The sequence below is a fragment of the Serratia sp. Nf2 genome (assembly GCF_003028435.1).
In the GTDB taxonomy this organism is placed as follows: Bacteria; Pseudomonadota; Gammaproteobacteria; order Enterobacterales; family Enterobacteriaceae; genus Serratia; species Serratia marcescens_L.
Genome location: NZ_PYTW01000001.1, coordinates 359,082 through 383,067 on the forward strand (window position 1 = coordinate 359,082; position 23,986 = coordinate 383,067).

Sequence of the window (23,986 nt, forward strand, 5' to 3'; positions counted from 1 at the left end):
TATGCATTTCTTCGTTTGATTTGGGGAATGCGCTCGCTGCGGCGATAAACCGTAGCGAATTTCAACCATAACATTGCATGGAGAGTAATTTATGAAGCTGTTTAAAACCCTTTCGGCCTTGTGCATGGCAGCCGTTGTGGCGGTCGCGGTGAGCGCTTGTGCGCCGACGGCAAAATCTGAGGGAACGGGCGGTTATATCGATGACACGGTGGTCACTACCAAAGTGAAATCGGCACTGCTGGCGGATAAAAACATCAAGTCACGCGAGATCAGCGTGGAAACCTTTAAAGGTCGCGTGCAGCTGAGCGGCTTCGTGACGTCCAGCGATGACGCTAACCGTGCGGTGCAGGTCACACGCGGCGTGGCCGGTGTGAAATCGGTTGAAAACGTAATGCAGATTAAATAATACCGACACAGGGAGGCGCAACGCCTCCCTGATTGCGGCCTTCATCAGAAGCGATAACCCGCCCCGAACATGAACACCCACGGATCCAGACGCGTATCGAAGCTGTGGTGCCCGCCATTCGCATCGTTGAAGCGAGTTTTGGTTTCGATGTTCATCCACCACACCGACATGTTCAGCATCCAGTGCTCATCCAGGTTGTAATCCAGGCCAGCCTGCGCCGCCACACCCCAGGAGTCTTTCAGATCGAGGTCGCTCAACCCGGCGCTTTTGCCGTAATCGTTGAACTTCTCGTCGAAGAAGGTGGTGTAGTTAACGCCGACGCCCAGGTAAGGACGCAGTTTGTCCTGCTTGTCGCCGAAGTAGTATTGCGCCATCAGCGTAGGCGGCAATTGGTGAACGGTCGCCAGATCGGTGCCGCCCAGCGTAACCTTATGGCGGAATGGCGTTGCGGCCAACAACTCAACGCCGATGTTGTCCGTCACCATGTAACCGAAGGTCAGACCGAGCTGGGTGTTGTTTTTCGCATCCAGCGACCCCAACCCCAACACGTTGTCCGAACCTGCATTTGGACGCACCGTCGCAGTTCCCGCGCGGAACAGGAAATCACCGGCCTGATGCGCACTTGCCAACATAGGCGCCATCATCGTCGCCAATACCATCAGAGTTGTCTTTTTCATTATCCATTCCATTTGTGTGGTTAATCGCTCGAGGGGGAATATACCTACTTTCGGGTATTTGTGATCCCATCGAGATCACATCTTATGTGTAAAAATTTAAAATCCCACTAAAAACAAGGTTACCTAACCGCCTAATAAATCAAGGATTGATCTGCATCAAAAAATCGATTTTGTTGCAAATTATCTACATGTTCAAATTTCGGTTGCGGAGAAAAATGCGGCTGAGGTAATTTCATTTTCCGTGTTGGTTTTGGTTGGTGCCGTGAGGAGTCGGTGGGCAATCAAGATGAGCGAAATCCTTAATCCCTGTGTCAGCTGCGGCGCATGCTGCGGTTATTTTCGAGTGTCATTCTATTGGGCCGAAGCCGAAGACGGCGGCGGCATCGTCCCCCTTTCCCTGACGGAGCCTTTAACCCCGTTCCTGCGCTGCATGCAGGGGACCAACAGCAAGTCCCCCCGCTGCAACGCGCTGGATGGCGAGATTGGCAAAGCCGTGTCCTGCTCGATCTACCTCAATCGGCCCAGCCCGTGCCGGGAGTTCGATCAGTCCGGTGAAAACGGCCTGCGCAACGAAGCCTGCGATCGCGCTCGCGAACGCTACGGCCTGCCGCCCTTGCCGGTGCCCCTGCCGCTCTCGCTGCCTGAGACGACGATCGTTGAAGAAATAGGCGTAGTGCAATTCGCGGGGTGCCACAGCGGCGTGGAACAGGGTACAATCACCCACTGATTTATCTCTGTTTTCCCGACGCCAAGGAGTCTGCATGCCTATCACGGCCAACGCTTTGTACCGTGACAGTTTTAACTTTTTACGCAACCAACTGGCCAGCATCCTGATGCTGGCGCTGTTGACGGCGTTTATCTCCGTGCTGCTGAATCAGGCCTTCAGCCCCGATGCCGAACAGTTGGCGACGCTCGCTGCCACCACCAGCGATTTCGCTTCGTCTACCGGCATGGGCATTCAGGAAGTGATCCAGCAGATGACGCCGGAACAGCAGATGGTGTTGCTGAAAGTGTCGGCGGCCGCCACCTTCTCCGCGCTGGTCGGCAACGTGCTGCTGGTCGGCGGGATGCTGACGCTGATCCGTCTGGTGTCGCAAGGTGAACGCACCAGCGCCCTGCGCGCGCTCGGCGCCTCGGCGCCCGATCTGCCGCGTCTGTTGCTGCTGCTGTTTATCTGCACCCTGCTGATCCAGCTCGGCCTGACGCTGTTTGTGGTGCCGGGCGTGCTGATGGCTATCGCCTTCGCGCTGGCGCCGGTGATCGCCTCCGTCGACAAAAAAGGCGTGTTCGCTTCGCTCAAGCTGAGCAGCAAATTGGCCTTCGCCAATGCGCGCGTGCTTGTGCCGGCGATGATGCTGTGGCTGGCGGCCAAACTGCTGGTGCTGTTTTTGGTGAGCCATCTGTCGGTGCTGACGCCGAACGTCGCCAGCGTGGTGTTGACCGCGTTGAGCAACCTGGTATCTGCCCTGCTGCTGATCTACCTGTTCCGCCTGTACATGCTGTTGCGCGGCTAACGCCGACGCAACCAAAACCCAAGGGGCACGCTTCGGCGCGCCCCTTTTTTGTTTACCCCGCCGTGGCGGCTTCCGCCTGCTCCTTACTCTGAATCAGCTTCAGCGCCAGATACAGGTCCGGCACCAAAATCAGCTCTTTGTCGCGTCCTAAGCGGTTAATACGGAACCAGCGCGTCAGCTCGGTGCGGCGCCCCGCCAGCACCAGCTTAACGTTACGCTGTAACAAGTCACGTTTCAGTTCGTCGATGGCCGCCAGCACGCTGATATCGGCATGGGTAAAACTGGCTACCGCATCCACCACCACCCAGCGCGGCTGGAACGGCGTGCCGTCGACCAAATTGAGAATACGGCGTTTGAAGTACGCCACGTTGAAATAGGTCAGCGGCGAATTGAAGCGGTACATCATGACGCCAGGCACCGCCTTCACCCCATTGTTGTTGCCCATGGAATGGATCATGCCTTCGTCGTTGACGCCCAGCAGCTGTTCCGTCGGCCGGAAGACGGTGCGCAGAAATTGCATCAGCCCCAGCAACACCGCCAGCCCGATGCCGCTGATCACCCCCACCAGAAGCACGCTGAGGAAGGTAAACAGCGCCAGGCGGAACGCCTGCGCGTTGCGGCGGCGCAAGATCCAGATGCCACGGATGTCCAGCAGCGACCAGGCCGCATACATCAGCACCACGCCCAATCCTGCCACCGGGATAAACTGCAGCGGCGCCATCAGGAACAGCAAGACGAAGGCGATTACTGCGGCGGCGATGACCGACACCAGCTGGCTCTTGCCGCCGTTGGCGTCATTCACCGCAGTGCGCGAATCCGCACCGCTGATGGCGAAACCTTGCGACAGCGCGGAGACGATATTCACCAGCCCCAGCGCACGAAATTCGGCGTCGGCGTTCACCTCATAACCGTTCTTGGCGGCGAAGCTGCGGGCGGTGAGCATCATGCTGACAAAGCTCACCACCGCCAGGTTGAGCGCCGGGATCACCATGTCGCGCAGCAAACCGGGCTGGAAGTCCGGCCACTGGACGATCGGCAACACGCCGCTGAAACCGCCCACCGTCACCACGCCATGCTGTTGCAGGCCGCCGGCCCAGGTCACGAACGCCGCCAGCACGATGGCGAACAGCGGCGCCGGCCAGTTAGGCCGCCATTTTTTAAATCCGAGCAGCGTCACCAGCGTCAACAACGACACCGCCATCGTCAGCCAGTCGCTGTGCAGCAGGTTACCGGGCAGCGCGTAGATGCGCTCGATCAGCTGCGCCGGGCGCACCGTGAATCCCAACACCTTGCCGATCTGATCGACGATAATGGTGATCGCCACCCCGTTCAGCAGCCCGCTGAGGATCGGCCTCGACAGCAGATCCGCCAGCGCCCCCAGCTTGAACCGGCTGGCCAGCAGGCACCAGCCGCCCATCATCGCGGTCATCATGATGGTCAGTTGCCAATGGCGCTCCATATTGCCCGCCGCCAACGGCGTCACCACCGCGGCGATCACCGCACAGGTGGCGGCGTCGGGCCCGACGATCAGCTGGCGCGACGAGCCGAACAGCGCATAGGCCACCATCGGAAAAATACAGGAATAGAGCCCCACCACCGGGCTGACCCCGGCCAGTTCGGCGTAGGCGATGGCCACCGGCAAGGCGACGGCGGCGACGGAAAGGCCGGCGCGAATATCCGGCTTGAGCCAGCTGCGTTGATAGCCCAATAAATGCGTCAAACCCGGCGTTAGGGCCTGGAGAGATTTCCACTGCATGCTGTTTTCCGCGGTAAATTATCTGGTTATTATGATACTTACTATGCGGCCTGCGGCCCGCGCTGGCAATGCGCCCGCGCTTTCTCGCGTAAGTTTATGCAAATTCCTGCTTTCGCGGCAGAAATCCGCCGGCCAAACGCCGATAATCGGCAACGCCCGGCGGTACACAGAGCTCGCCGAATCCGGTATAGTCGGCCGATGAACAGATGATGGATTGATTTATGAAGCAGTTTCTTGATTTCCTCCCGTTAATTGTCTTTTTCGCTTTTTACAAGCTGTACGACATTTACGTCGCTTCCGGCGCGTTAATTGTCGCCACCGCGCTGGCACTGGTGTTCACCTGGGTGAAATACCGCAAGGTCGAGAAGATGACGCTGATCACCTTCCTGATGGTGCTGGTGTTCGGCACCCTGACGCTGGTGTTCCACAACGATTTGTTCATCAAATGGAAGGTCACGGTGATTTACGCGCTGTTCGCGCTGGCGCTGCTGATCAGTCAGTGGGTGCTCAAAAAACCGCTGGTCCAGCGCATGCTGGGCAAAGAGCTGACGCTGCCGGACAACGTGTGGAGCAACCTCAACCTCGCCTGGGCGGTCTTCTTCCTGGCCTGCGGCCTGGCGAACATCTATGTCGCCTTCTGGCTGCCGCAAAGCGTCTGGGTCAATTTCAAAGTCTTTGGCCTGACGGTACTGACATTGGTCTTCACCCTCCTCAGCGGTATCTATATTTACCGGCACATGCCGGAAGAACAGAAAAAATAGTTACAAAATTGTTAATGCCTGCGGCGCTTGCCGCGGGCAGTATGATGTTATTCCCTCCTTTTAAAAGCAGACTGCTATGACACAACAACGACCTTTACCCAGCGGCGAGCTGGTGCTGCGCACGCTGGCGATGCCGGCCGATACCAATGCCAACGGTGATATCTTCGGCGGCTGGCTGATGTCGCAAATGGATATCGGCGGCGCCATCCAGGCAAAAGAGATCGCCGAAGGGCGCGTGGTGACCGTGCGCGTGGACGGCATGACCTTCCTGAAACCGGTGGCGGTAGGCGATGTGGTTTGCTGCTATGCGCACTGCATCCGTACCGGGCGCAGCTCGATCACCATCAATATCGAAGTGTGGGTCAAGAAAGTCTCCTCCGCCCCGATCGGCCAGCGCTACCGGGCGACCGAAGCGGTGTTCACCTATGTGGCGGTCGATGCGGAAGGCAACTCGCGCGCGCTGCCTGAGGGCAAAATGAATTTCCGTGTCGGCTTCGAAGAATAAACTGACGCTACGCCGCAAATGCAAAAAGGGTCGCCGAGGCGACCCTTTTTTTTGGTGGAGACCAAACTCAGTTCAATTCGGTCGTGCCGTTCAGCTTGAAGCGGATAGTGACGGTACGATCTTTCGCTTCTTTGGCCTCATAGCGCCATTTACGCATCGCCTGCTTCACTTCACGCTCAAACATGTTGCGCGGTTCGGCCGACAAGATACGCACGTTGCTGACGCGCCCATCGCTGTCGATATCGAACTGTACCCGCACGTTGCCTTCGATCTGCAAAGCCTGGGCCCGCGGCGGATAGAGCGGATTGGCGCGGCTGATCGGCCTTGGCCCGACCTCGCGCGAGTTGCCCTGCACCGGCGCGGCAGGCGCCTGTTTCACCGGCGCTTTATCGATCGGTTTGGCCGGTGAATCATTGTTGAACGGCGAAGGCTCGCGCGGCTCAACCTTCTTCGGCTCCGGTTTAACCTGTTTTTCGACCTTTGGCTTCGGCTTAGGTTTCGGTTTCGGCTTGACCGGCTCCGGCTTCACGATCGCCTTCGGCGGCGGCTCCACGATAGGTTCCGGTTCTGGCTCCGGCTCAGGTTCGACCTGTGGCGGCTCCGGCTCGGCCGGCGCCGGTGGCGGCGGTTCGGCCATCGCGGCGGTGTTGACCATCATGACGCTGATCGGCGCGTCCTCTGGCTTCGGCAACTCCACCACTTCTTTTACCGAAGCGTAAAGCAATCCCGCCACCAGGGCGCTGTGCAGGCCTACGGACAAGACGAAAGGCACGGATATACGGCGATTAAGGAACATCTTTTTTAGCGGCATAATGATTCTGTTTCCTCTGGTTCGCCAAGTTTAAATGCAAATAGCAATCATATTCAATAACGAAAGGCAAACTATCGCTTTAATCGTCAGTATGCGCGGCTAAAACCAGCAAACTCATAAGGATATTAACCTGGCCGTTGCTTTTTTATCGCCAGGACGACACGCTTGATTAACGTTTGGCCGGGCGTCAAAAAATAAAAAACCCGCCGTAGCGGGTTGATTGCGGTGATTAAGCGTTATTCTTCATCGCCATAGTAAAGCACGCCCAGCTTAATAAGCGGCCGACCTTGTGCCTTGCGGTGCAGGTTGGTGTCGCGCAACGAATAGACGCAGCCGCAGTATTCCTGCTGATAGAAACGTTCGCGTTTGCTGATCTCTATCATGCGCGACGAACCACCCTTCTTGCGCCAGTTGTAATCCCAGTACACCAGATCGGGATATTTTTCCGCCGCCCGGATGCCGCAGTCGGTGATCTGCTGCATGTTCTTCCAGCGCGAAATGCCCAGCGAGCTGGAGATAGTGTCGTAACCGTGCTCATGCGCATACAGCGCCGTGCGCTCGAAACGCATGTCAAAACACATGGTGCAACGAATGCCTCGCTCCGGTTCATTCTCCATCCCCTTGGCGCGGGCGAACCAGTTGTCGGTGTCATAATCGGCATCAATGATCGGCACCCCGTGCTGCTCGGCGAAACGGATGTTCTCTTCCTTGCGCAGCAGATACTCTTTTTGCGGGTGAATGTTGGGGTTATAGAAGAAAATGGCGTACTCGATCCCGGAGGCCTGGATCGCTTCCATCACCTCGCCGGAACACGGCGCGCAGCAAGAGTGCAGCAGCAGTTTACTTTTGCCCGCCGGCAAATCGAGTTTTTCCCTTACCAGTTCCGTCATATCCTCACCTCAATGGCATATCAGTTTAAGCGCGCCGCACTATACGAATAAAAAGTAGCGGCTTCAAGGCATAAGCGCCAATCCGCCGGGAAATTCGCCGCGCACCGTTCCCCTGCTGCGCCTTTTGCGTTACCTTGGTAGCACCGTTTTATTGCCATGATTTTAAAGGTGAAACATGCTTTATCTGATCTACGCGCAAGACGTCCCCCACTCGCTGGAAAACCGTCTGGCGGTGCGCCCGGCACACCTGGCGCGTCTGCAGGCGCTGCGCGACGCCGGTCGCCTGGTGGTCGCCGGCCCTAACCCGGCCATCGACAGCAACGATCCCGGCGCGGCCGGCTTTACCGGTTCGACGGTGATCGCCGAATTCGAGTCGCTGGCGGAAGCTCAGGCCTGGGCGCAGCAGGATCCTTATATCGCCGCCGGCGTCTACGCCGACGTGACGGTGAAGCCGTTCAAACAGGTGTTCTGATCTCCAGCCCGCCCAATACCGGGAACGCCCGTCCGCGCGCCGTTCCCGGATCAATGCGTGCTCTCATCCTAACCCGTCGGTAGAAAAAATGCCCTCCCGCCAGGGGCTGCCGCGTCGCCCGCCTATACTCTCCTGAACCCGCGGCATCGCCGCGAACTCCGGAGATCGACCGATGCGACTCGACGTACACGCTCACCTGTGGAGCACAGAGTATCTGGATCTTTTGCAAGCGCATGGCGTGCACGAAGTCGCCGCCTATCGGCAATTGGGCGCCGGCCGCAGCGAGCGTGAACTCAACGCGCGCTTCGCCCTGCTGGACAGCGCCGGCATCGACATGCAAATCCTGTCGGCGACGCCGCTGTCGCCGCATCTGGAAGACGAACAGGCGGCCGTTGATGCCGCGCGCCGGATCAATGATGAATATGCGGAACTGGTAGCGCGTTATCCCACCCGCTTTCGGGCTATCGCTTCCTTGCCGCTGCCGCATATCGACGCTGCGTTACGCGAGCTTGAAAGGGCCCTTACCCAGCTCAATATGCTGGGCGCCTGCATCACCACCTCAGTGCTCGGGCTGTCTATCGCCAACCCGCTGTTTGAGCCGCTCTATCAGGAACTCAATCGCCGCCACAGCGTGTTGGCCATTCATCCCGCCGGCCGCGGCGCGCACTCGCCGCTCATCGCCGATTACGCCTTGACCTGGTCGATCGGCGCGCCGATCGAAGACACGGTCGCCGCCATGCACTTTATCCTCAACGGCATCCCCCAACGCTTTCCGGAGATGAAAATCATTGTGCCGCATCTGGGCGGCCTGCTACCGATGACGCTGGAACGCCTCGACCAAACCGTCGCGTGGGAGGCGCCGAATACGCCGGAACCCCCAAGCCGCGCCGCCCTGCGCATGTGGTACGACACGGTAGGCCACGATCAGGTGCCCGCGTTGCAAGCGGCGGCAGCGACTTTCGGCACTGAGCGGCTGCTGTTCGGCACCGATTTCCCGTTCCAACCGGGCGAACTGTTTCAAACCACGGTGGACTACATCCGGCGCGCGGGTTTGCCGGAGGAAGATGTGAACGCCATTTTGGATCGCAATGCGGCTGCGCTGTTTGGGCTGGGCGCTGACTGAAGATCCGTCCTCATTCAGTAACAGGCAGGAGACCCCATTCCGGCCCCGGATTTCGGCTAGCCCAAGTGGGTTTTATGCGGTTCTTTCACGTTGCGCTTCACGCAGGCCAGCGACAGCCGCGCAAAACGCTGCGTCCTCAATGTCGCCCCCCCCTCGTAATAACGGGATGTGCGACATGTCGTGAACCGGTCAATGTTGGGAAACTGCGTCAGACCTGTCGCAGGTAAACATCCGTAATGCGCAGGTCAAAGTTGCTTTTCATTTCGGTGACGTCAATAAGCAAGAAAGCGTGCGTAGCCCAGTCTGGCGCTCGCTCGAAGGCGGGAGGCTGCGTAGGATAGCCCTGCATTTGGCCTGGGATGATAACGCTCTTCAGATCAGATTCATTGCCGCTAAATTGATAGGTGTAAACGTGACCGGTTTGCTGCTTGAGAATTTGGGGTTCAACGTCTTGTTGCGGACCATATTCGCGCAGTTTCGCCCATAGGATTTTGACCTGGCAGCGTTGCCCATCACCCGCGTAAGTGTTGGCGCGAACATGGTGAATAACGCTGCCATAGCCTTTCAGGCTGACGGTTCCCAGCACCGCCTGGAACACACCATTACCAGCCGCCGCGTTGCGCCCCAATGAAACGAAATCGGCCTGGCGGATAAGGCTGAAATTGGTGCTGTTAGTCGTACCCCACCCGTAGCGAGATTTGCGTACCGTATTAACGCCTCCCGGCGGCAGAACCCAAACTTCCTCAGTCCATTTGTCGCTACCGTTGCTATACGTCGTGCCATCCAGCCAATTGTCCTGTACAGCGGTATCGGTTCGCACCTGAGTTAACAGATAAGGCCAGGCGATAGGCAATTGCGTATTACGCAAAGAGACAGAACCCGTGCCATCAATCCAACCACTGACGTTGGTGTCACCACCTTGTTGCATCTGACCGATATTGACTTTATCAAATACCACTCGCGCCAAATCACCCACATAGAATGGGTTAGAGGTTGTCGGATAGGCCGTTGGGCTACCGCCGGCTTTGAAGGTAAACAGACCGCCGATAATGTTGACCTTGCACCGTTTAGCATCCGGAATGTTCAGGATGTAATTTTGTGGGCCATAGCCTTCAACGTGACAATCGCGGAAAATATGTTGCCCACCCTCGATATGCATATACTTTCCGACATGGCTGGAGGAGGCTTGCGGCCCGTTCTTACCGTAAATGTAATCAAAGGAACAGTTTAAGAAATAGCTGTAGCCCCCCTGTAGTTTCACACCGCAATTGCTCTGAGCGAAAATACAGCTGTGGAAATTCATCTCTTCACCGGAATTGGAAGTATTGTCGGGGAAGTAATAGCAAATGTCGCAGTGATTGAAACTAAAGCCATACATACGCAGGAAGTAGAAATCGGTAGTGCCGGTTATGCCATAGGCAAAACCTTCGATCCCACCGCCGATAAAGGTCAGCGAATTGCGGCCATAGCTAGCCGAGAGCGAAGTAGAAAACGTCATGCCATCGACAAATGAATTGGCGCCAGGGCCAATCATACGCAAATTTTTCACGCTGAGATTGCCCTGGGTATAACCGGCGTTGTTTTGCCATTGAATCGCGACTTTACGGTCGGTGGCGTTGCCCTGTGTCATGGCGCTAAAATCCAGCAAGGCGCCGGAGAAATCGTAATCGACGGTTTTCAAATCCAGCTTCAGCGTTTCCGTACATTTAAATTGCCCGCTCCCGAACTGCAGATTCCCGTTTTTCAATACGCGTGAACCGCTGGATACAGCCTGCGAACTGGCATAATCGTGAGCGGCTTGAATGGCAGCGGCATCCTCTGAAATACCGTCACCTTTCGCGCCGAACATATAAGGCGACACCGTGCCAGCAACATCCAAGACGCGCACCCACAACCAAGCAGCGTTGGGGCGGATGAACATCCCGCCATCATCCATCGGTGTCGATTGTGCTTTGGCGACGAAGATACCGCCGCCGATGGGTTGACGATTGCCGGCATTCCAATCGCCGTAGTATGCGGTCACGGCGATCAATTCGCCGACTGCGCCAGGAAGAGTGTTTCGTAACGTAGCGATATCAGGGCAGGTATTCATCATATTATCCTCACAGAGTTACTGTATTTATATACAGCCATATAACTCTATGAACGAATGAATCCTGCATCAATAGCGGGAGTGTTGTTCTATTGCCCACCGAACATACCGGCCTATTGGATGTAACGCCTCCTTCTGCTCCTTTTATCCCCCATACAAAAGCAGAGATGCCGTTACGCGGCGAGTTTTCCCCGCAACACCACCTTGCCCGGCTTGATCTCGGGATCGGCAATACGGCGGATCGCCAGATTCAACGCTTACCAGGCGATCTCTTGCAAATTGTGTGACACGCAGGGGAAATGAAAACCGTAGATCTCGGCATGCGAAACCTCATCGATGCTGAACAGCGACACGTCCTGCATCAACGGCAGCCGATGTTCGATACAGGCCTTGATGATGCCCAGGGAGATCTGGTTATTGCAGACAACGAAAAAGTCCGGGGCGCGGTTATTGGCCAGCCAACGGCTCGTCTCTTGCCAGGCGACGTCCATTAAGAAACTGCTGTTCGGCACCGATTTCCCGTTCCAACCGGGCGAACTGTTTCAAACCACGCTGGACTACATCCGGCGCGCGGGTTTGCCGGAGGAAGACGTGAACGCTATTTTGGCTCGCAATGCGGCTACGCTGTTTGGGCTGCAGGATGTGAAGCGGCCCACATAGGTTTGGCCGCGTTTACTGCACGATGTGTTCACCGCCCTGAAAATACTCGCCGATGACTTTCTCCAGCATCGCCGTCGCGGGCTCGCCGTCGGCGGCGACAGATCGCAGCAGTTGCACCTCATACGGCGCGACCGGTGGCAACGCTTCGAGTATCCGCATCGCACCAGAGAGTCGTGCCCGATCGAGCAACGTGACGGCTAGCCCCGCCTCTACGCAAGCGGCCACCACGCTGGCCGAGGGACTGCTTAAAATGACCCGCCATTGTCGCCCCGCCGACGTCAACGCCTCGAGCATCGCTTCGCGATAAGGGCAGTCGGCGGCATGCAACGCCAGCGGCAGCGGCCGGTTAGCCTGCAGCGCCAGCGAACGGCCTCCGGCCCACACGGGTACTGTCACCGCGACCGGTGTCTGACAGTGTCTCCCCGAGGGTTGAACCACCAGCGCGAGATGCAGCCGATTACGACCAATTTGGTCCACCAGCGCCTGACTGGCAGCGGTAGAGACCTCCAACTCCACCGCGGGAAAACTGTCGGCAAACCGCGGCAAAATATGACGTATCACATGAGAGGCGTACTCATCAGGCAATCCCAATTTGATATGGCCGCTTAGCGGCGCGCCCTGCAGTTCCCGCAGAATATCGTCATGAGCGCTCAGCAGCCCGAGCGTCGAGGCCAGCAGCTTGCTTCCCAGCGGCGTCAGCACCACGGACTGATTGTCACGCTCCAGCAGGCGCCCGCCCACCACCTGTTCCAGGCGCTGGATATGCACGCTCACGGCGGCGGGGCTGCGATTGACAAATGCCGCCGCCGCGCGGAATTGCCCCAAACGTGCAATGGCATGAAAAGTGCGCAAGAGATCGATATCCAATGTCGGTCGCATGATTTAACTCCATTAAACAACGGAACGAAAATTATTCGATTTATTAAACTATAGCCACACACTACCATCGGGCGGAAAGGAGGTGACCATCATGTCCCTGCCATCATTTCGCCCCTCTTCCCACTGCGGCAAACATCACGGCAAAGCCTCCCTCTGGCTGGCTGTGGCCGAGGTCCTGCTGATCGTGGCCTGGAGCTCCGGCTTCGTCGGCATTCGCTTCGCCGCCGATTACGCGCCGGTGTTGCTGGTGGCGTTTTGGCGCTGCGTGGTGGTCACGTTCGCGTTGCTGCCGTTTAGTCTGAGCGCCATCAGGCGCGCATCTCCGCTGACGATAGCTGTTCACGCCGGGATTGGGTTGCTCGCCATGACTGGTTACCTGACCGGCGTCAGCAAAGGCATCGAATATGGCGTGCCGGCCGGGTTGGCCGCACTCATCGCCGATTTGCTCCCTCTCGGCACGGCACTGCTGAGCATGTTGTTGCAACGCCGCCTGCCCGATGGTCGCGTTTGGTCCGGTTTAACCTTGGGGTTAGCGGGGTAACGCTGGCGACCGGCAGCGCCATCTCATGGGGAGACGCCCCATTGTGGAGTTACCTGTTGCCGCTGGCGGGGATGCTATCGCTCGCGCTGGCAACGCTGTGGCAGGAACGGCTGCCGCGGGCGCACGTAATGAGTTTGCCGGCCACGCTGGGGATACAAAGCGCGGTTTCCGCGCTGGCTTTCGCCGCGCTGGCCGGCAATGAAGGCCCGCTGCTGCCAACGGTAACGACGGGGTTTGTGTGCGGCGTGCTTTGGACCGCGCTACTGGCGACGCTGGCCGGTTACGGCCTGTACTGGTTGTGTCTACGGCTCACTTCTGCGCTGCGCGTGACGAGCCTGCTGTTTCTCAGTCCCTTCGTCACCTTCTGCTGGGCGGGGTTAATGTTCAATGAACCCCTTTCCTGGCCCATGCTGCTAGGCGCGGCGACGGCAGGAAGCGGTTTGTGGCTGCTCATCCGTCCCGCCGGGCGGAATGAGCCAAAAATAGTGCAACGCGCTGAAAAATGACGGATAAGGCGAACGGCGGCGCCGTTACGCGACGAGTTTTCCCCGCACCACCACCTTGCCCGGTTTGATCTCGGGGTCGGCAATACGACGGATCGCCAGATTCAACGCTTGCCAGGCGATCTCTTGCAAATCGTGCGACACGCAGGGGAAATGAAAACCGTAGATCTCGGCATGCGAAACCTCATCGATGCTGAACAGCGCTACGTCCTGCATCAACGGCAGCCGATGTTCGATGCAGGCCTTGATAATGCCCAGAGAGATCTGGTTATTGCAGCCGACGAAAAAGTCCGGCGCGCGGTTATTGGCCAGCCATCGGCTCGTCTCTTGCCAGGCGACATCCATAAAGAAATCGGCATACAGCACTTCAAGCGACGCCACTTTCCCTTGCAGTGCCGCCTGCAGCCCTGTGACCCTGTCCCGTGCCACGTTGGAGTTCTCCGGCCCGGATACCACCACCACCCGCTGCGCTTTCTGTTCCAGCAGCCAGCGCCCCGCCTGGAGGCCGCAGTCCAGGTTATCGATGTACACCCCGCTGCAGTGGCGATTATCCAGCTCCCGATCGATCAGCACCACCGGGATATTCAATGTTTCCAACCGTTTTAGATAGGAAGGCTGGTACAGATGATCGTTGGAAATAACCGAGAGAATGATCGCATCGACGTTGTAGCCAATCAGTTTGTCGATGATTCTGTCTTCGCTTTCCTGAGACTCATAGGAGTCGAACACCAGGGTGTCATACCCCATTTTTTGCGCTTCAAGCGTCATCAAGCGTGTCAGGCCGCCAAAGAACGGGTTGGCCATATCAGGGTTGACGATGCCGATGGTTCTGCTGCTTTTCGCACGCAGGTTACGCGCCGCGGCATTGACCACATAACCGAGTTCGGCAGCGGTCTCCCGAATGCGGCGCAGCGTTTCCGGATGAACCTTGTCCGGCTGTGAAAATGCCCGCGACGCGGTGATTTTACTGACGTTTGCCTGTGCGGCCACGCTAGCCAGCGTCGCTTTCCGTCCTCGACCCACTGCCAAATGCAGCTCCTTAGCTTAGAGTATCATTTTGTACCATTAACAACATCATGACAGAACTTTCATCGTGGCGCTAATGGTTTACGCCTGCCAGGCGGTTAATCCGGGGATCGGTAAAGATATCCAACTCATCACGGCTCTCGGAAGAGAACTCGGACACCACCGCCCCGCGCTTTCCAGCCTGAAACCAGTGCCGGGTATTGGGCGCGATGGTGTATTGTTCGCCAGGCCGCAGGAGGATATAGCGATTGCAGGTATACCAAGGCTCCGCCCCCTCTGGCACCCGGCATACCGGTTCGCCGCCGGCGTCATTAAGCGTCAGGTTTTCATCATCGACAAACAGAAACACCTCGCCCCAGCGGCAGCGGAACGTCTCTTGCTTGCCGGGCGTGCCGGCGAAAGGAGGATGCAAATGTTCCGGGCAGGTTTGCCCCGGAAACAGCACTAACTCTTTCGCACAATACCGAGGTGAGTTGACATAGGTCAGCAGCTGCAGCCCTGAGACGGGATAGTCAGCCAGGCCAAATGTCGCAATTTCAATACGTTGCTGTTCTTCTTCGGTCAAAACAATGTCCGCCTCGCGCAAATATTCCAGCGTAGCGGCTATGGCACCTTGTTGTTTTTTCATCACTTCCCCTGCAAAGTAACGGTATCGATATCAACATGCTGATATTAAAACCGTCATTGCCCCGCCGATTTTGTGATCTTCATCCCTATATTGAATAACAACCCACCAGCAAAATTAACTCCCGTCGAGTAATTCCAACATCGATCACAGTTTAACCACCCGCTTTAGCTCACTATCGCCGCATTGAAATGATACCGTTACCATAAAAATGATTCACCAGGAGGCAATATGAAAGCATTAGTGTTGGCTAAAGCGGGGGAAATCGCTATCGAGGACGTCCAGCTTGCCGAAACGCTGGGGCCCGATGATGTGCAGATAAAAATTCATTCCGTGGGCATCTGCGGCAGTGATGTTCACTATTATCAGCATGGACGCATTGGCCCGTTCGTGGTTAATGCTCCGATGGTGCTCGGCCATGAGGCCTCCGGGGTGGTGCTCGCGACAGGTAAAAACGTCACTCACCTCAGCATCGGCGATCGCGTTTGCATGGAGCCCGGCATTCCCGATCTCAACTCGGCGCAGACGCGCGCCGGTATTTATAACCTTGACCCGGCCGTTCGCTTCTGGGCAACGCCGCCGGTGCACGGCTGCCTGCGCGAAACCGTCATCCACCCTGCCGCCTTCACGTTCAAATTGCCGGACAACGTCAGTTTCGCTGAAGGCGCCATGGTGGAACCCTTAGCTATCGGCATGCAAGCGGCCACCAAAGCCGGGATCAAACCCGGCGATATCGCGCTGGTGATCGGCGCCGGGCCGATCGGCGTGGTCACCGCCCTCGCGGCGCTGGCGGGCGGCTGCTCGGACGTCATTATTTGCGATCTGTTCGACGAAAAACTCGCCGTGGCGGCCAGTTACGAGGGGCTGCACGCCGTCAATATCAAAACCGGCGACCTGGCGGGGAAAGTGGCTGCGCTCACCAGCGGCAATGGCGCCGATGTCGTGTTTGAATGCAGCGGCGCAAAACCGGCTATTGCAACGCTGGCCGAACATGCGGCGCCAGGGGCGACCGCCGTGCTGGTCGGCATGCCGATAGATGCTGCGCCGCTGGATATCGTCGCCGCACAGGCCAAGGAAATCACCTTCAAGACCATTTTCCGCTACGCCAACATGTACCCGCGCACGCTGCGGCTGTTGAGCAGCGGCAAGTTGCGCGTCCAGCCGTTGATAAGCCAAACCTACAAGTTCTCCGACAGCGTAGCCGCCTTCGAGCGCGCGGCGGCGGGACATGCCTCAGACATCAAAATCATGCTGGAAATGGAGTGATCCTATGGCGCTCTATGCTGGCATAGACTGCGGTACGCAAGGCACGAAAGTCGTGATTGTCGACAGCGCACAGGACGTGATCCTCGGTGAGGGCAATGCCCCTCACCGCCTCATCAGCCAAGCCAATGGCCGGCGCGAACAAGAGGCCGACTGGTGGATAGAGGCGTTAGTCATCGCTTTTCGCCAAGCCGTGACTAACGCCGGCGTTGATGCACGGGAGATTCATGCTCTGGGGGTCTCTGGCCAACAACATGGGTTTGTACCGCTGGACGCAGACGGCAACGTGCTGCACAGCGTCAAGCTGTGGTGCGATACCGAAACCGCAGAGGAAAACGAACGGCTCCTGCAACAGCTCGGCGGGGCCAACGGCTCGCTGGAAACACTCGGCCTGCGGATCGCCACCGGTTATACCGCGTCAAAAATCCTTTGGTTCAAGACGCACCATCCGGCGTTGTGGGCACAACTGCATACCGTGTTGTTGCCCCATGACTACTTGAACTTCTGGCTGACCGGGGAGCGCGTAGCGGAGTATGGCGACGCTTCCGGCACCGGGTTGTTCGATGTGCGCACCCGTCGCTGGAGCAAAACCGCCGTCGATCTCATCGACGACAGCGGCCGCCTGTGGCATGCCCTGCCGCCGCTCAAAAGCGCGGACTGCTGCATCGGCACGGTGCGCCCCGCTGCCGCAGAGAAGCTCGGCCTCGGCCCGGCAGTTCGGGTCTCGACCGGCGGCGGCGACAACATGATGGCGGCCATCGGTTCCGGCAACATCGAGGCCGGCACCCTCACCCTGAGCCTGGGCACCTCCGGCACGCTATTCGCCTGGTCCGCCGCCCCCGTCACGGCGGAATCGGACATGATTGCCGGCTTCTGCTCCAGCACCAACGGGTGGCTGCCATTGATTTGCACCATGAATGTCACCTCGGCCACCACTGCGGTACAAACGCTGCTGGACGAAGACCTTGCCGGCTTTAACGGTTTATTGGCACAGGCTTCGCCCGGCGCAGGCGGTGTTGAGATGCTGCCGTTCTTCAACGGCGAACGCGTTCCACCATTGCCCCACGCGCGCGCCAGCCTGCATAACCTCGATAGCGACAATTTTACCCGCGCCAATCTCTGCCTGGCGGTGGTCGAAAGCGCCACCTACGGCCTGCGCTACGGCATCGAGCTGTTTCGCCGTCAGGGCATCGAAGCGCGCGAGATCCGCCTCACCGGCGGCGGCGCCCGCAGCACCGCTTGGCGACACATCGTCGCGGACGTAATGGGGTGCCCGGTGGTCTGTCTGAAAGCCAAAGAGACCGCCGCGCTGGGCGGCGCCGTTCAGGCGATGTGGGCGACGATGTTGGCCGACGATCCGCGCCGGAACGCCGGCGCGCTGCTGGCCGAACTGTGCCAACGCTTTGTTGCGCTGGATGAAGCCACGCGCACACGGCCAAACGCCGACAGACAGGCGCAATACGAAACGCTTTATCAACGTTACCTGCAACGCTTGCAGCAGACCTACCCGGAGGTGCAACTGTGACGCGAGATCCCCATACGCCAGCGCCCGCCTATCTGCTGGAGGTCAGCGGCGTCAGGAAAGCCTTTGGCCCGGTCGTGGCGCTGAAGAATGCGGAGTTTTGCCTGCGGCGTGGATCCATTCATGCCCTGTGCGGCGGCAACGGCGCGGGTAAATCCACCTTTCTCAGCATTCTGATGGGCTTTATTCAACCCGATGGCGGCGACATTTTTATCAATGGCGAACGCTGCGAATTTCATCATCCTCGGGAAGCCCTCAATGCCGGCATCGCCATCGTGCAGCAGGAACTGAGCGCGATCCCGGATTTGACGGTGGCCGAAAACATTTGGCTGGGCCGTGAGCCGCGACGCCTGGGATTCGTCGACTTCACAACGCTCAACCAGCGCACGACCCGCCTGCTCAAAGAACTTGATTTCAAGATCGACGCACGAGAAAAAATGCGCAACCTGAGCGTCGCCGAGCAACAGCTGGTCGAGATCGCCAAGGCGCTGTCGCATGCCAATGCCGACATCATCATCATGGATGAACCCACCTCGGCGATTGGCGAAGAGGATGCGCAAAAAATCTTTCAGACGCTTCAGCAACTGGCGGCGAAAGGTAAAGGCATTATCTATGTCTCCCACCGTTTGTCAGAGATATTCCAAATCGCGGACAGCTACACCATCTTCCGCGACGGCGCCTATATCCATGAAGGTTATATCGCCGACATTACTCGTGAACAGCTGATCGAACACATTATTGGCGGCGAGTACGACAGCGAGTTCGCCAAATTCAATCAGCCCGGCGAAGAGATCTTGCTGGAGATCAACAACCTGTGTTGGCGCAGCAAGATAAAAGATATCAGCCTGCAACTGAAGCACGGTGAGATCCTGGGCATCTATGGGCTGGTGGGATCGGGCCGCAGCGAGTTTCTCGATCTTATCTTCGGCGTTCAGCATGCCGACAGCGGCACGATCCGCGTGGGCGACAAGACGCTGAACCGCCATTCTCCGCGCAAGGCCATCGACAGCGGTATTGCCTACGTGACGGAAGATCGCAAGGAAACCGGTCTGGTGCTGTGCCGCTCCGTCAGTGAAAACATCAATATCGCCTCTTTTGCCACCATCAGCCGGATGGGGTTTGTCAGCGAGAAACGGGAGCAGGCGCGAACCCGCGACATGATCCAGCGCTTCAACGTTAAAACCCACGATGGCGAACAGCCCGTGGGCAACCTGAGCGGCGGCAACCAGCAAAAGGTCGTGCTGGGCCGTTGGGCGCTGCTGGATCCGGAGGTTTTGCTGCTCGACGAGCCGACGCGCGGTATCGACGTCGGGGCCAAGAAAGAGATCTATCGATTTATGTCGGAGTTCGCCCTGCAAAACAAAGGGATCATTATGGTTTCCTCCGAGCTTTCGGAAATTATCGGCATGAGCGATCGCATATTGGTGTTTCGTGACGGGCAGTTGGCCGGCGAGCTTTCGGCAGCCGATGCGACCCAGGCAGCACTGATGAAACTTGCGGTTTAACAGAGAGAGAAAAAAAATGAGCAGCGCCCACTCCTTATCACCAGGAATTTCATTTTTCACCCGCAATAAGCGCCGTATGCACAAATACGGCATTATCATCGCCTTTTTCGCACTGTGCCTGATCGTGGCGCTGATTGGCGAATATCAGGTCGCTCAGGGGGCCTGGAGCAGCAACTATTTTCTCAGCAATGAAAACACCCTGATCGTCCTGCGCCAGGTATCGATCAACGGCATTCTGGCCATCGGCATGACCTTTGTCATCATTACGGCCGGTGTCGATCTCTCCGTGGGCTCGGTGCTGGCCTTAAGCGGGATCGTCGCCGCCCGCTTCGCCACCAACAACAGCGGATTGGCTATCGGCGACACCGCGACCGCCGTCATGGCGCCGCTGATTGTGGCGCTGGGTATCGGCATCGTTTGCGGCCTGGTGAACGGCACCGTGTTGGCGCGCTACCGGCTGCAGCCGTTTATCGTCACCATGGGCATGCTCTCCGCGGCGCGCGGTTTAACCATGTTGACCACCAACGGCAATCCGGTATCGCAATTGAACAGCGATTTCCGCTGGTTAGGCAATGGCTATGTCGGCGGCGTTCCTGTGCCCGTCATCATCTTCATCGTGCTGTTCGCCCTCGCCTGGCTCGTGCTGAATAAAACCCTCTTCGGGCGCTACATCTACGCCGTCGGCGGCAACCCGAAAAGCGCGCGCACCTCGGGGATTAACGTGACCCGCATCAAAATACTGGTGTATACGCTGTGCGGCGCGCTGGCCGGTATCGCCGGCCTGATCCTCACGGCGCGCACCGGTTCGGCGCAGACCAACGCCGGCGCAGGGTATGAGCTGGACGCCATCGCGGCGGTAGTGATCGGCGGCACCAGCATGGCCGGCGGCGTCGGTACGCTGGTCGGCACCTTCTTCGGCGTGCTGATTATCGGGGTGATGAATAACGGCCTCGATCTGCTCGGCGTGCAATCGTATTACCAACAAATTATCAAAGGCGCATTGATCGTCCTTGCCGTATTGCTCGACCCCTCGCGTAAGCAACAGCGCGATTAATAACATCAGACCCAACTCTACCAGGAGAAAACCATGAATAAGACCAAGATAGCGTTGTTTGCCTCTGCCCTGATGCTGGGCAGCCTGTCGGCTGCTCAGGCCGCCCCGGTTAAAATCGCGGTATTGATGTACGGCAACAAAGCCGAGTTCGTGCAATTGATGGAAAGGTTCGGGAAGGAACACCCGGCGGTGAAAAGCGGCGAAGCCGTGCTGACGTTCTACGATGGGCGTTATGATGCATCGGTGCAAAACGATCAGGCCGCCACCGCTATCCAAACGCGCGCCGATGCCATTATCGTCAACCCTATGGATTTTGAAGCCAATATCGATATCGTCACTAATGCCAACGAAGCCAAAATCCCGGTGGTGGTCACCAACGCGCGCCTGAACACGGACGCGATGACGTCTGAAGTGGTGTCTAATGACGAGTTGGGGGGGTATCTGGAAGCCAAAGCCGTACTGGACAAACTCGACTGCAAGAACCAGAAGGTGAACGTAGTGATTATCGAAGGCCCGAAAGGCGGCAGCGGCGAGATCCAGCGCGGCAAGGGTAACGATAAAGCGATTGCCGAGTGCGGCGCCGGCCAGGTCACGGTACTTGAGCGCAAAACGGCCAACTGGTCACGCGCGGAAGCGCAGCCGTTGATGGAAAACTGGCTGCAGAAACACCGGGGTAAAATCAACGGCGTGATTGGCCAAAACGACGAGATGGCGCTGGGCGCTATCGAGGCAATTAAAGGCGCCGGCCTGAATGTGAAGGACTTCGCAATTGCCGGCGTTGACGGCGTTTCCGACGCGATTCATGCGGTACAGGCCGGTGAAATGGTCTCTATCCTGCAAGATGCCAAAGGCCAGATGCAGGGTTCCATTGACGTCGCGCTGCGCGCCGTGAAAGGTGAAAGCTATCAACCACAGTCGGACATCTGGAAGCAGTACGCCAAGGATCTGAAATGGGAGGGTGGCACGCAGAAGCATTACTACATTCCGTGGACCGTCGTTACCGCAGAAAACGCCCAGGCGCTGTTGGACGCCCGTAAATAACCCCCCCGCCCCCTGGCTCCAGGGGGCCCTGCCTGGGCGCTTGCCTGCAAAAAAAAAAGCCAGCACGGAGTGGCTGGCTTAAAAGTTCTTCGAGGGAATATCTTGTTCGATAAACATACGCCTTTCACTGCGGGCTTTGCTAGCTATCAGTGCGATAGGCACCCTCAGTTAAAATCAACGCCTGCATATCGGTAAACATCGTTTCCCATTCCGCCTGGCTGATATCCATCAAACCAAAGTAACGCAGCATAAAGGCGCCTTCGGTGGCGAGAAACGCCAGGCGCGCGCGCTTGCCTTCTTCCGTCGTCAAATCCAAACCGGCGATGCGGCTGCGATACCATTCGCGCGTACTCGCCAGATGCTCCGGCGTTTGGATCAGCGTCGCCATCAGCCCGGCGGCCTTGGCGCTGGCGGTCTGATCCGAACTGTGGGTGGCCAGCATATGCGCCCGCACGGCGGTCTGCGGCGAAGGATCGTCGCCGGCGATAGCGGCGAACAGCGCCTCGTAGGCACTGCCCCAGCGATCGAACATGGCATCGATAAGCGCGTCTTTGCTGCCGAAGCAATACTGCACCCCGCCCTTGGAGATCCCCATCGCTTTGGCGACAGCGTCGATGGTCAAGCCGGCGGCACCCTGGGTGGCGACGATCTCTTCGGCGGTGTCCAAAACCTTGTCGCGATCGATGCTGCGTTGACGTCCCATTAAGAAACCCTTCTTTTCAATACGAACGTATGGATATATATTATCATCAGTATACCACCCGGCGTCGCCGGTGGCTTACCCGAATGGCGGCGCCTCCGCGCCGCCCACGTTAACTGGATATGAATTATGTACGCCAAGAACCGCTGGTTGATCCTGACGATGGTCGCCAGCGCCCTGTTCCTGATCGTCATCGATATGACGGTGTTATATACCGCCCTGCCGCGCTTAACCCAGGCGCTGGACGCCAGCGCCTCGCAAAAACTCTGGATCGTCAACGCCTATCCGCTGGTGGTGGCCGGCCTGCTGCCCGGTGCCGGCATGCTGAGCGATCGCATCGGCCATAAACGGCTGTTTCTCGCCGGGCTACCGGTGTTTGCCGTCGCGTCGCTGTGCGCCGCGTTCTCGCCCACCGCCGAGTGGCTGATCGCCGCCCGGGTGTTCCTCGCCGTTGGCGCGGCGATGATGATGCCCGCCACGTTGTCCATCGTGCGCCACGTCTTTACCGACGAACGCGAGCGCGCGCTGGCGATCGGCATCTGGGCCTCGGTGGCCTCCGGCGGCGCGGCCATCGGCCCGGTGGTCGGCGGCCTGCTGCTGGAGTATTTCTGGTGGGGTTCAGTGTTCCTGATCAATGTGCCGGTCGTGCTGCTGGTCTGGCCGCTGGCGTGGAAACTGATCCCGCGCTGCGGTGGCGATAACCCGCGCCCTTCGGACATCGTCGGCTCGGTGCAGATCATGATTGGCCTGGTCGGCGCTATCTATGCGCTGAAGGAGCTGAGCAAGCCAACGCCTGATGCGATCGCCCTCCTCGTGGCGGCCACGATCGGCGTGTTGTTCCTGGTGCTGTTCGTGCGTCGTCAGCAGCGCAGCGCCCACCCGATGATCGATTTCGCCCTGTTCCGCAACCGGTTGTTCGCGGGCGGCATCGGCGTGGCGTTGCTGTCGATGGTGGCGCTGATCGGCGTCGAGCTGGTGCTCAGCCAACGCCTGCAGCTGGTGCTCGGCCTCAGCCCGCTGCAGGCGGCGCTGTTTATTTTGCCGATCCCGCTGGCCTCGGCGCTGGCGGGGCCCGTAGCCGGCCTGCTGTTGCCGCGCTACGGCGAACGCAGCATCATCCTCGGCGGCTTTGTCCTGACTACCCTCGGCATCGCCGGTCTTGCCGCGTGGTACCAGAGCGGCATGGCGCCGCAATTGGTCAGCCTGGCGCTGGTGGGCTTTGGCCTCGGCGGCGTGATCACCGCCGCCTCCACCGCCATCATGCTGAACGCGCCGGAAGAGAAATCCGGCATGGCGGCATCTATCGAAGACGTCTCCTACGAGCTGGGCGGCGTGCTGGGCGTGACGTTGCTCGGCGGGTTGATGACCGCGGTTTACAGCCACAGCCTGGCGCTGCCGGCGGAGTTGCCGGTCAGCGATTTGGCCTACGACAGCATCGACGAAGCTTTGCGGCTGGCGGCCGGGCTGGCGGCCGATCGCGCGCAGCAGCTGACACAGCTGGCGCGCTTGGCCTTTGATCGCGCCTTTATTACGGTGCTGATCGCCGCCGCGCTGTTAATGGCGCTGGGCGCCGGCGCGGTAAAACTGGCGCTGCGCAAGTAACCGATAAAAGCGGCTTTTTTCGCCTGCGGAACCTGCGTAAACTGATTCGGCAATTTGC

25 protein-coding genes and 1 pseudogene are annotated in these 23,986 nt (G+C 58.4%); 16 read left to right on the top strand and 10 right to left on the bottom strand.

Translation table 11 applies throughout. The features are described from left to right. Positions 1–91 precede the first annotated feature (91 nt). Positions 92–406 (top strand): BON domain-containing protein, encoded by a 315-nt coding sequence (locus C9411_RS01645; protein WP_025303053.1) that lies wholly within the window; start codon positions 92–94, stop codon positions 404–406. A 44-nt stretch (positions 407–450) separates the two neighbouring features. Here the strand turns inward: C9411_RS01645 and ompW are convergent, their stop codons facing one another. Then, positions 451–1,083, bottom strand: coding sequence for an outer membrane protein OmpW (gene ompW / locus C9411_RS01650; RefSeq protein ID WP_016927514.1), 633 nt, complete (start codon positions 1,081–1,083; stop codon positions 451–453). A gap of 286 nt (positions 1,084–1,369) precedes the next feature. Between ompW and C9411_RS01655 the strand changes: the two genes are divergently transcribed. Further along, entirely contained in the window at positions 1,370–1,810 is a 441-nt protein-coding gene (locus tag C9411_RS01655; RefSeq protein WP_063990051.1) for a YkgJ family cysteine cluster protein, read from the top strand. Between the two features lie 34 nt (positions 1,811–1,844). Then, positions 1,845–2,597, top strand: a complete 753-nt coding sequence (locus C9411_RS01660) for a YciC family protein (RefSeq protein WP_063990052.1) — start codon at positions 1,845–1,847, stop codon at positions 2,595–2,597. Positions 2,598–2,649: 52 nt separating this feature from the next. Here C9411_RS01660 and C9411_RS01665 read toward each other — a convergent pair whose 3' ends face one another. Beyond that, positions 2,650–4,353 carry a SulP family inorganic anion transporter gene (locus C9411_RS01665; protein ID WP_107226306.1) on the bottom strand — a complete coding sequence of 568 codons (1,704 nt, stop codon included), beginning with the start codon at positions 4,351–4,353 and terminating at the stop codon, positions 2,650–2,652. A gap of 221 nt (positions 4,354–4,574) precedes the next feature. Here C9411_RS01665 and C9411_RS01670 point away from each other — a divergent pair, with 221 nt between their 5' ends. Together C9411_RS01670 and yciA are read left to right on the top strand one after the other, a co-directional pair. Continuing rightward, positions 4,575–5,114, top strand: a complete 540-nt coding sequence (locus tag C9411_RS01670; protein ID WP_063990054.1) for a septation protein A — start codon at positions 4,575–4,577, stop codon at positions 5,112–5,114. A gap of 76 nt (positions 5,115–5,190) precedes the next feature. Continuing rightward, a complete protein-coding gene (gene yciA, locus C9411_RS01675; protein ID WP_004932085.1) occupies positions 5,191–5,619 on the top strand; it encodes an acyl-CoA thioester hydrolase YciA in 429 nt (142 codons plus the stop codon). A gap of 67 nt (positions 5,620–5,686) precedes the next feature. Here the strand turns inward: yciA and tonB are convergent, their stop codons facing one another. Both tonB and C9411_RS01685 read right to left on the bottom strand, forming a co-directional pair. Beyond that, positions 5,687–6,430 (bottom strand): TonB system transport protein TonB, encoded by a 744-nt coding sequence (gene tonB / locus C9411_RS01680; protein ID WP_016927510.1) that lies wholly within the window; start codon positions 6,428–6,430, stop codon positions 5,687–5,689. 236 nt (positions 6,431–6,666) lie between these two features. Next, on the bottom strand, positions 6,667–7,320 hold the full coding sequence (locus C9411_RS01685; RefSeq protein WP_025303057.1) for an epoxyqueuosine reductase QueH: 654 nt from the start codon (positions 7,318–7,320) through the stop codon (positions 6,667–6,669). 175 nt (positions 7,321–7,495) lie between these two features. On the opposite strand from C9411_RS01685, the gene C9411_RS01690 reads away from it, so the two are divergent. Further along, the gene (locus C9411_RS01690) at positions 7,496–7,792 is read left to right on the top strand and encodes a YciI family protein (RefSeq protein ID WP_063990055.1); all 297 of its coding nucleotides are present in this window, start codon (positions 7,496–7,498) and stop codon (positions 7,790–7,792) included. A 172-nt stretch (positions 7,793–7,964) separates the two neighbouring features. Beyond that, entirely contained in the window at positions 7,965–8,915 is a 951-nt protein-coding gene (locus C9411_RS01695; RefSeq protein ID WP_063990092.1) for an amidohydrolase family protein, read from the top strand. A gap of 208 nt (positions 8,916–9,123) precedes the next feature. On the opposite strand, the gene C9411_RS01700 is transcribed toward C9411_RS01695, so the two are convergent. Continuing rightward, positions 9,124–11,007, bottom strand: coding sequence for a hypothetical protein (locus C9411_RS01700; RefSeq protein WP_063990093.1), 1,884 nt, complete (start codon positions 11,005–11,007; stop codon positions 9,124–9,126). Positions 11,008–11,180: 173 nt separating this feature from the next. Then, positions 11,181–11,510, bottom strand: a pseudogene (locus C9411_RS01705) (substrate-binding domain-containing protein); the annotation flags it as partial. Here C9411_RS01705 and C9411_RS25940 point away from each other — a divergent pair. After that, entirely contained in the window at positions 11,404–11,667 is a 264-nt protein-coding gene (locus C9411_RS25940; protein WP_233221857.1) for an amidohydrolase family protein, read from the top strand. The pseudogene C9411_RS01705 and the gene C9411_RS25940 overlap by 107 nt on opposite strands. 12 nt (positions 11,668–11,679) lie before the next feature. On the opposite strand, the gene C9411_RS01715 is transcribed toward C9411_RS25940, so the two are convergent. Further along, complete coding sequence (locus C9411_RS01715; protein WP_107226307.1) at positions 11,680–12,546, bottom strand: LysR substrate-binding domain-containing protein; 867 nt, start codon at positions 12,544–12,546, stop codon at positions 11,680–11,682. Between the two features lie 91 nt (positions 12,547–12,637). Between C9411_RS01715 and C9411_RS25945 the strand changes: the two genes are divergently transcribed. Together C9411_RS25945 and C9411_RS25950 are read left to right on the top strand one after the other, a co-directional pair. After that, positions 12,638–13,087, top strand: a complete 450-nt coding sequence (locus tag C9411_RS25945) for a DMT family transporter (RefSeq protein WP_233221858.1) — start codon at positions 12,638–12,640, stop codon at positions 13,085–13,087. Between the two features lie 41 nt (positions 13,088–13,128). Further along, complete coding sequence (locus C9411_RS25950; RefSeq protein WP_233221859.1) at positions 13,129–13,593, top strand: DMT family transporter; 465 nt, start codon at positions 13,129–13,131, stop codon at positions 13,591–13,593. Positions 13,594–13,617: 24 nt separating this feature from the next. Here the strand turns inward: C9411_RS25950 and C9411_RS01725 are convergent, their stop codons facing one another. Both C9411_RS01725 and C9411_RS01730 read right to left on the bottom strand, forming a co-directional pair. Continuing rightward, positions 13,618–14,619, bottom strand: a complete 1,002-nt coding sequence (locus C9411_RS01725; protein WP_063990097.1) for a LacI family DNA-binding transcriptional regulator — start codon at positions 14,617–14,619, stop codon at positions 13,618–13,620. A gap of 70 nt (positions 14,620–14,689) precedes the next feature. Next, positions 14,690–15,244, bottom strand: coding sequence for a D-lyxose/D-mannose family sugar isomerase (locus tag C9411_RS01730; RefSeq protein WP_063990098.1), 555 nt, complete (start codon positions 15,242–15,244; stop codon positions 14,690–14,692). A gap of 228 nt (positions 15,245–15,472) precedes the next feature. Here C9411_RS01730 and C9411_RS01735 point away from each other — a divergent pair, with 228 nt between their 5' ends. The 5 genes from C9411_RS01735 (at position 15,473) to C9411_RS01755 (ending at position 21,626) form a co-directional block, all read left to right on the top strand. Further along, positions 15,473–16,507: an NAD(P)-dependent alcohol dehydrogenase gene (locus tag C9411_RS01735; protein WP_033634775.1), complete on the top strand. Its 1,035-nt coding sequence runs from the start codon at positions 15,473–15,475 to the stop codon at positions 16,505–16,507. Between the two features lie 4 nt (positions 16,508–16,511). Further along, on the top strand, positions 16,512–18,029 hold the full coding sequence (gene xylB / locus C9411_RS01740) for a xylulokinase (RefSeq protein ID WP_107226308.1): 1,518 nt from the start codon (positions 16,512–16,514) through the stop codon (positions 18,027–18,029). Further along, on the top strand, positions 18,026–19,531 hold the full coding sequence (locus C9411_RS01745; protein WP_107226309.1) for a sugar ABC transporter ATP-binding protein: 1,506 nt from the start codon (positions 18,026–18,028) through the stop codon (positions 19,529–19,531). The genes xylB and C9411_RS01745 overlap by 4 nt, the downstream gene beginning before the upstream one ends. A gap of 76 nt (positions 19,532–19,607) precedes the next feature. Then, the gene (locus C9411_RS01750; RefSeq protein ID WP_016927501.1) at positions 19,608–20,585 is read left to right on the top strand and encodes an ABC transporter permease; all 978 of its coding nucleotides are present in this window, start codon (positions 19,608–19,610) and stop codon (positions 20,583–20,585) included. Positions 20,586–20,618: 33 nt separating this feature from the next. Further along, positions 20,619–21,626, top strand: a complete 1,008-nt coding sequence (locus C9411_RS01755; protein ID WP_063990102.1) for a substrate-binding domain-containing protein — start codon at positions 20,619–20,621, stop codon at positions 21,624–21,626. 139 nt (positions 21,627–21,765) lie between these two features. Here C9411_RS01755 and C9411_RS01760 read toward each other — a convergent pair whose 3' ends face one another. Further along, positions 21,766–22,329, bottom strand: coding sequence for a TetR/AcrR family transcriptional regulator (locus C9411_RS01760; protein ID WP_063990103.1), 564 nt, complete (start codon positions 22,327–22,329; stop codon positions 21,766–21,768). 126 nt (positions 22,330–22,455) lie between these two features. On the opposite strand from C9411_RS01760, the gene smfY reads away from it, so the two are divergent. After that, the gene (gene smfY / locus C9411_RS01765) at positions 22,456–23,928 is read left to right on the top strand and encodes a multidrug efflux MFS transporter SmfY (RefSeq protein WP_107226310.1); all 1,473 of its coding nucleotides are present in this window, start codon (positions 22,456–22,458) and stop codon (positions 23,926–23,928) included. Positions 23,929–23,986 lie beyond the last annotated feature (58 nt).

Excerpts from the sequence above, each read along its gene's own strand:
- C9411_RS01645 (WP_025303053.1), top strand. The coding sequence starts at position 92 with ATGAAGCTGTTTAAAACCCTTTCGGCCTTGTGCATGGCAGCCGTTGTG.
- ompW (WP_016927514.1), bottom strand. The coding sequence starts at position 1,083 with ATGAAAAAGACAACTCTGATGGTATTGGCGACGATGATGGCGCCTATG.
- C9411_RS01655 (WP_063990051.1), top strand. The coding sequence starts at position 1,370 with ATGAGCGAAATCCTTAATCCCTGTGTCAGCTGCGGCGCATGCTGCGGT.
- C9411_RS01660 (WP_063990052.1), top strand. The coding sequence starts at position 1,845 with ATGCCTATCACGGCCAACGCTTTGTACCGTGACAGTTTTAACTTTTTA.
- C9411_RS01665 (WP_107226306.1), bottom strand. The coding sequence starts at position 4,353 with ATGCAGTGGAAATCTCTCCAGGCCCTAACGCCGGGTTTGACGCATTTA.
- C9411_RS01670 (WP_063990054.1), top strand. The coding sequence starts at position 4,575 with ATGAAGCAGTTTCTTGATTTCCTCCCGTTAATTGTCTTTTTCGCTTTT.
- yciA (WP_004932085.1), top strand. The coding sequence starts at position 5,191 with ATGACACAACAACGACCTTTACCCAGCGGCGAGCTGGTGCTGCGCACG.
- tonB (WP_016927510.1), bottom strand. The coding sequence starts at position 6,430 with ATGCCGCTAAAAAAGATGTTCCTTAATCGCCGTATATCCGTGCCTTTC.
- C9411_RS01685 (WP_025303057.1), bottom strand. The coding sequence starts at position 7,320 with ATGACGGAACTGGTAAGGGAAAAACTCGATTTGCCGGCGGGCAAAAGT.
- C9411_RS01690 (WP_063990055.1), top strand. The coding sequence starts at position 7,496 with ATGCTTTATCTGATCTACGCGCAAGACGTCCCCCACTCGCTGGAAAAC.
- C9411_RS01695 (WP_063990092.1), top strand. The coding sequence starts at position 7,965 with ATGCGACTCGACGTACACGCTCACCTGTGGAGCACAGAGTATCTGGAT.
- C9411_RS01700 (WP_063990093.1), bottom strand. The coding sequence starts at position 11,007 with ATGAATACCTGCCCTGATATCGCTACGTTACGAAACACTCTTCCTGGC.
- C9411_RS25940 (WP_233221857.1), top strand. The coding sequence starts at position 11,404 with ATGCCCAGGGAGATCTGGTTATTGCAGACAACGAAAAAGTCCGGGGCG.
- C9411_RS01715 (WP_107226307.1), bottom strand. The coding sequence starts at position 12,546 with ATGCGACCGACATTGGATATCGATCTCTTGCGCACTTTTCATGCCATT.
- C9411_RS25945 (WP_233221858.1), top strand. The coding sequence starts at position 12,638 with ATGTCCCTGCCATCATTTCGCCCCTCTTCCCACTGCGGCAAACATCAC.
- C9411_RS01730 (WP_063990098.1), bottom strand. The coding sequence starts at position 15,244 with ATGAAAAAACAACAAGGTGCCATAGCCGCTACGCTGGAATATTTGCGC.
- C9411_RS01735 (WP_033634775.1), top strand. The coding sequence starts at position 15,473 with ATGAAAGCATTAGTGTTGGCTAAAGCGGGGGAAATCGCTATCGAGGAC.
- xylB (WP_107226308.1), top strand. The coding sequence starts at position 16,512 with ATGGCGCTCTATGCTGGCATAGACTGCGGTACGCAAGGCACGAAAGTC.
- C9411_RS01750 (WP_016927501.1), top strand. The coding sequence starts at position 19,608 with ATGCACAAATACGGCATTATCATCGCCTTTTTCGCACTGTGCCTGATC.
- C9411_RS01755 (WP_063990102.1), top strand. The coding sequence starts at position 20,619 with ATGAATAAGACCAAGATAGCGTTGTTTGCCTCTGCCCTGATGCTGGGC.
- C9411_RS01760 (WP_063990103.1), bottom strand. The coding sequence starts at position 22,329 with ATGGGACGTCAACGCAGCATCGATCGCGACAAGGTTTTGGACACCGCC.
- smfY (WP_107226310.1), top strand. The coding sequence starts at position 22,456 with ATGTACGCCAAGAACCGCTGGTTGATCCTGACGATGGTCGCCAGCGCC.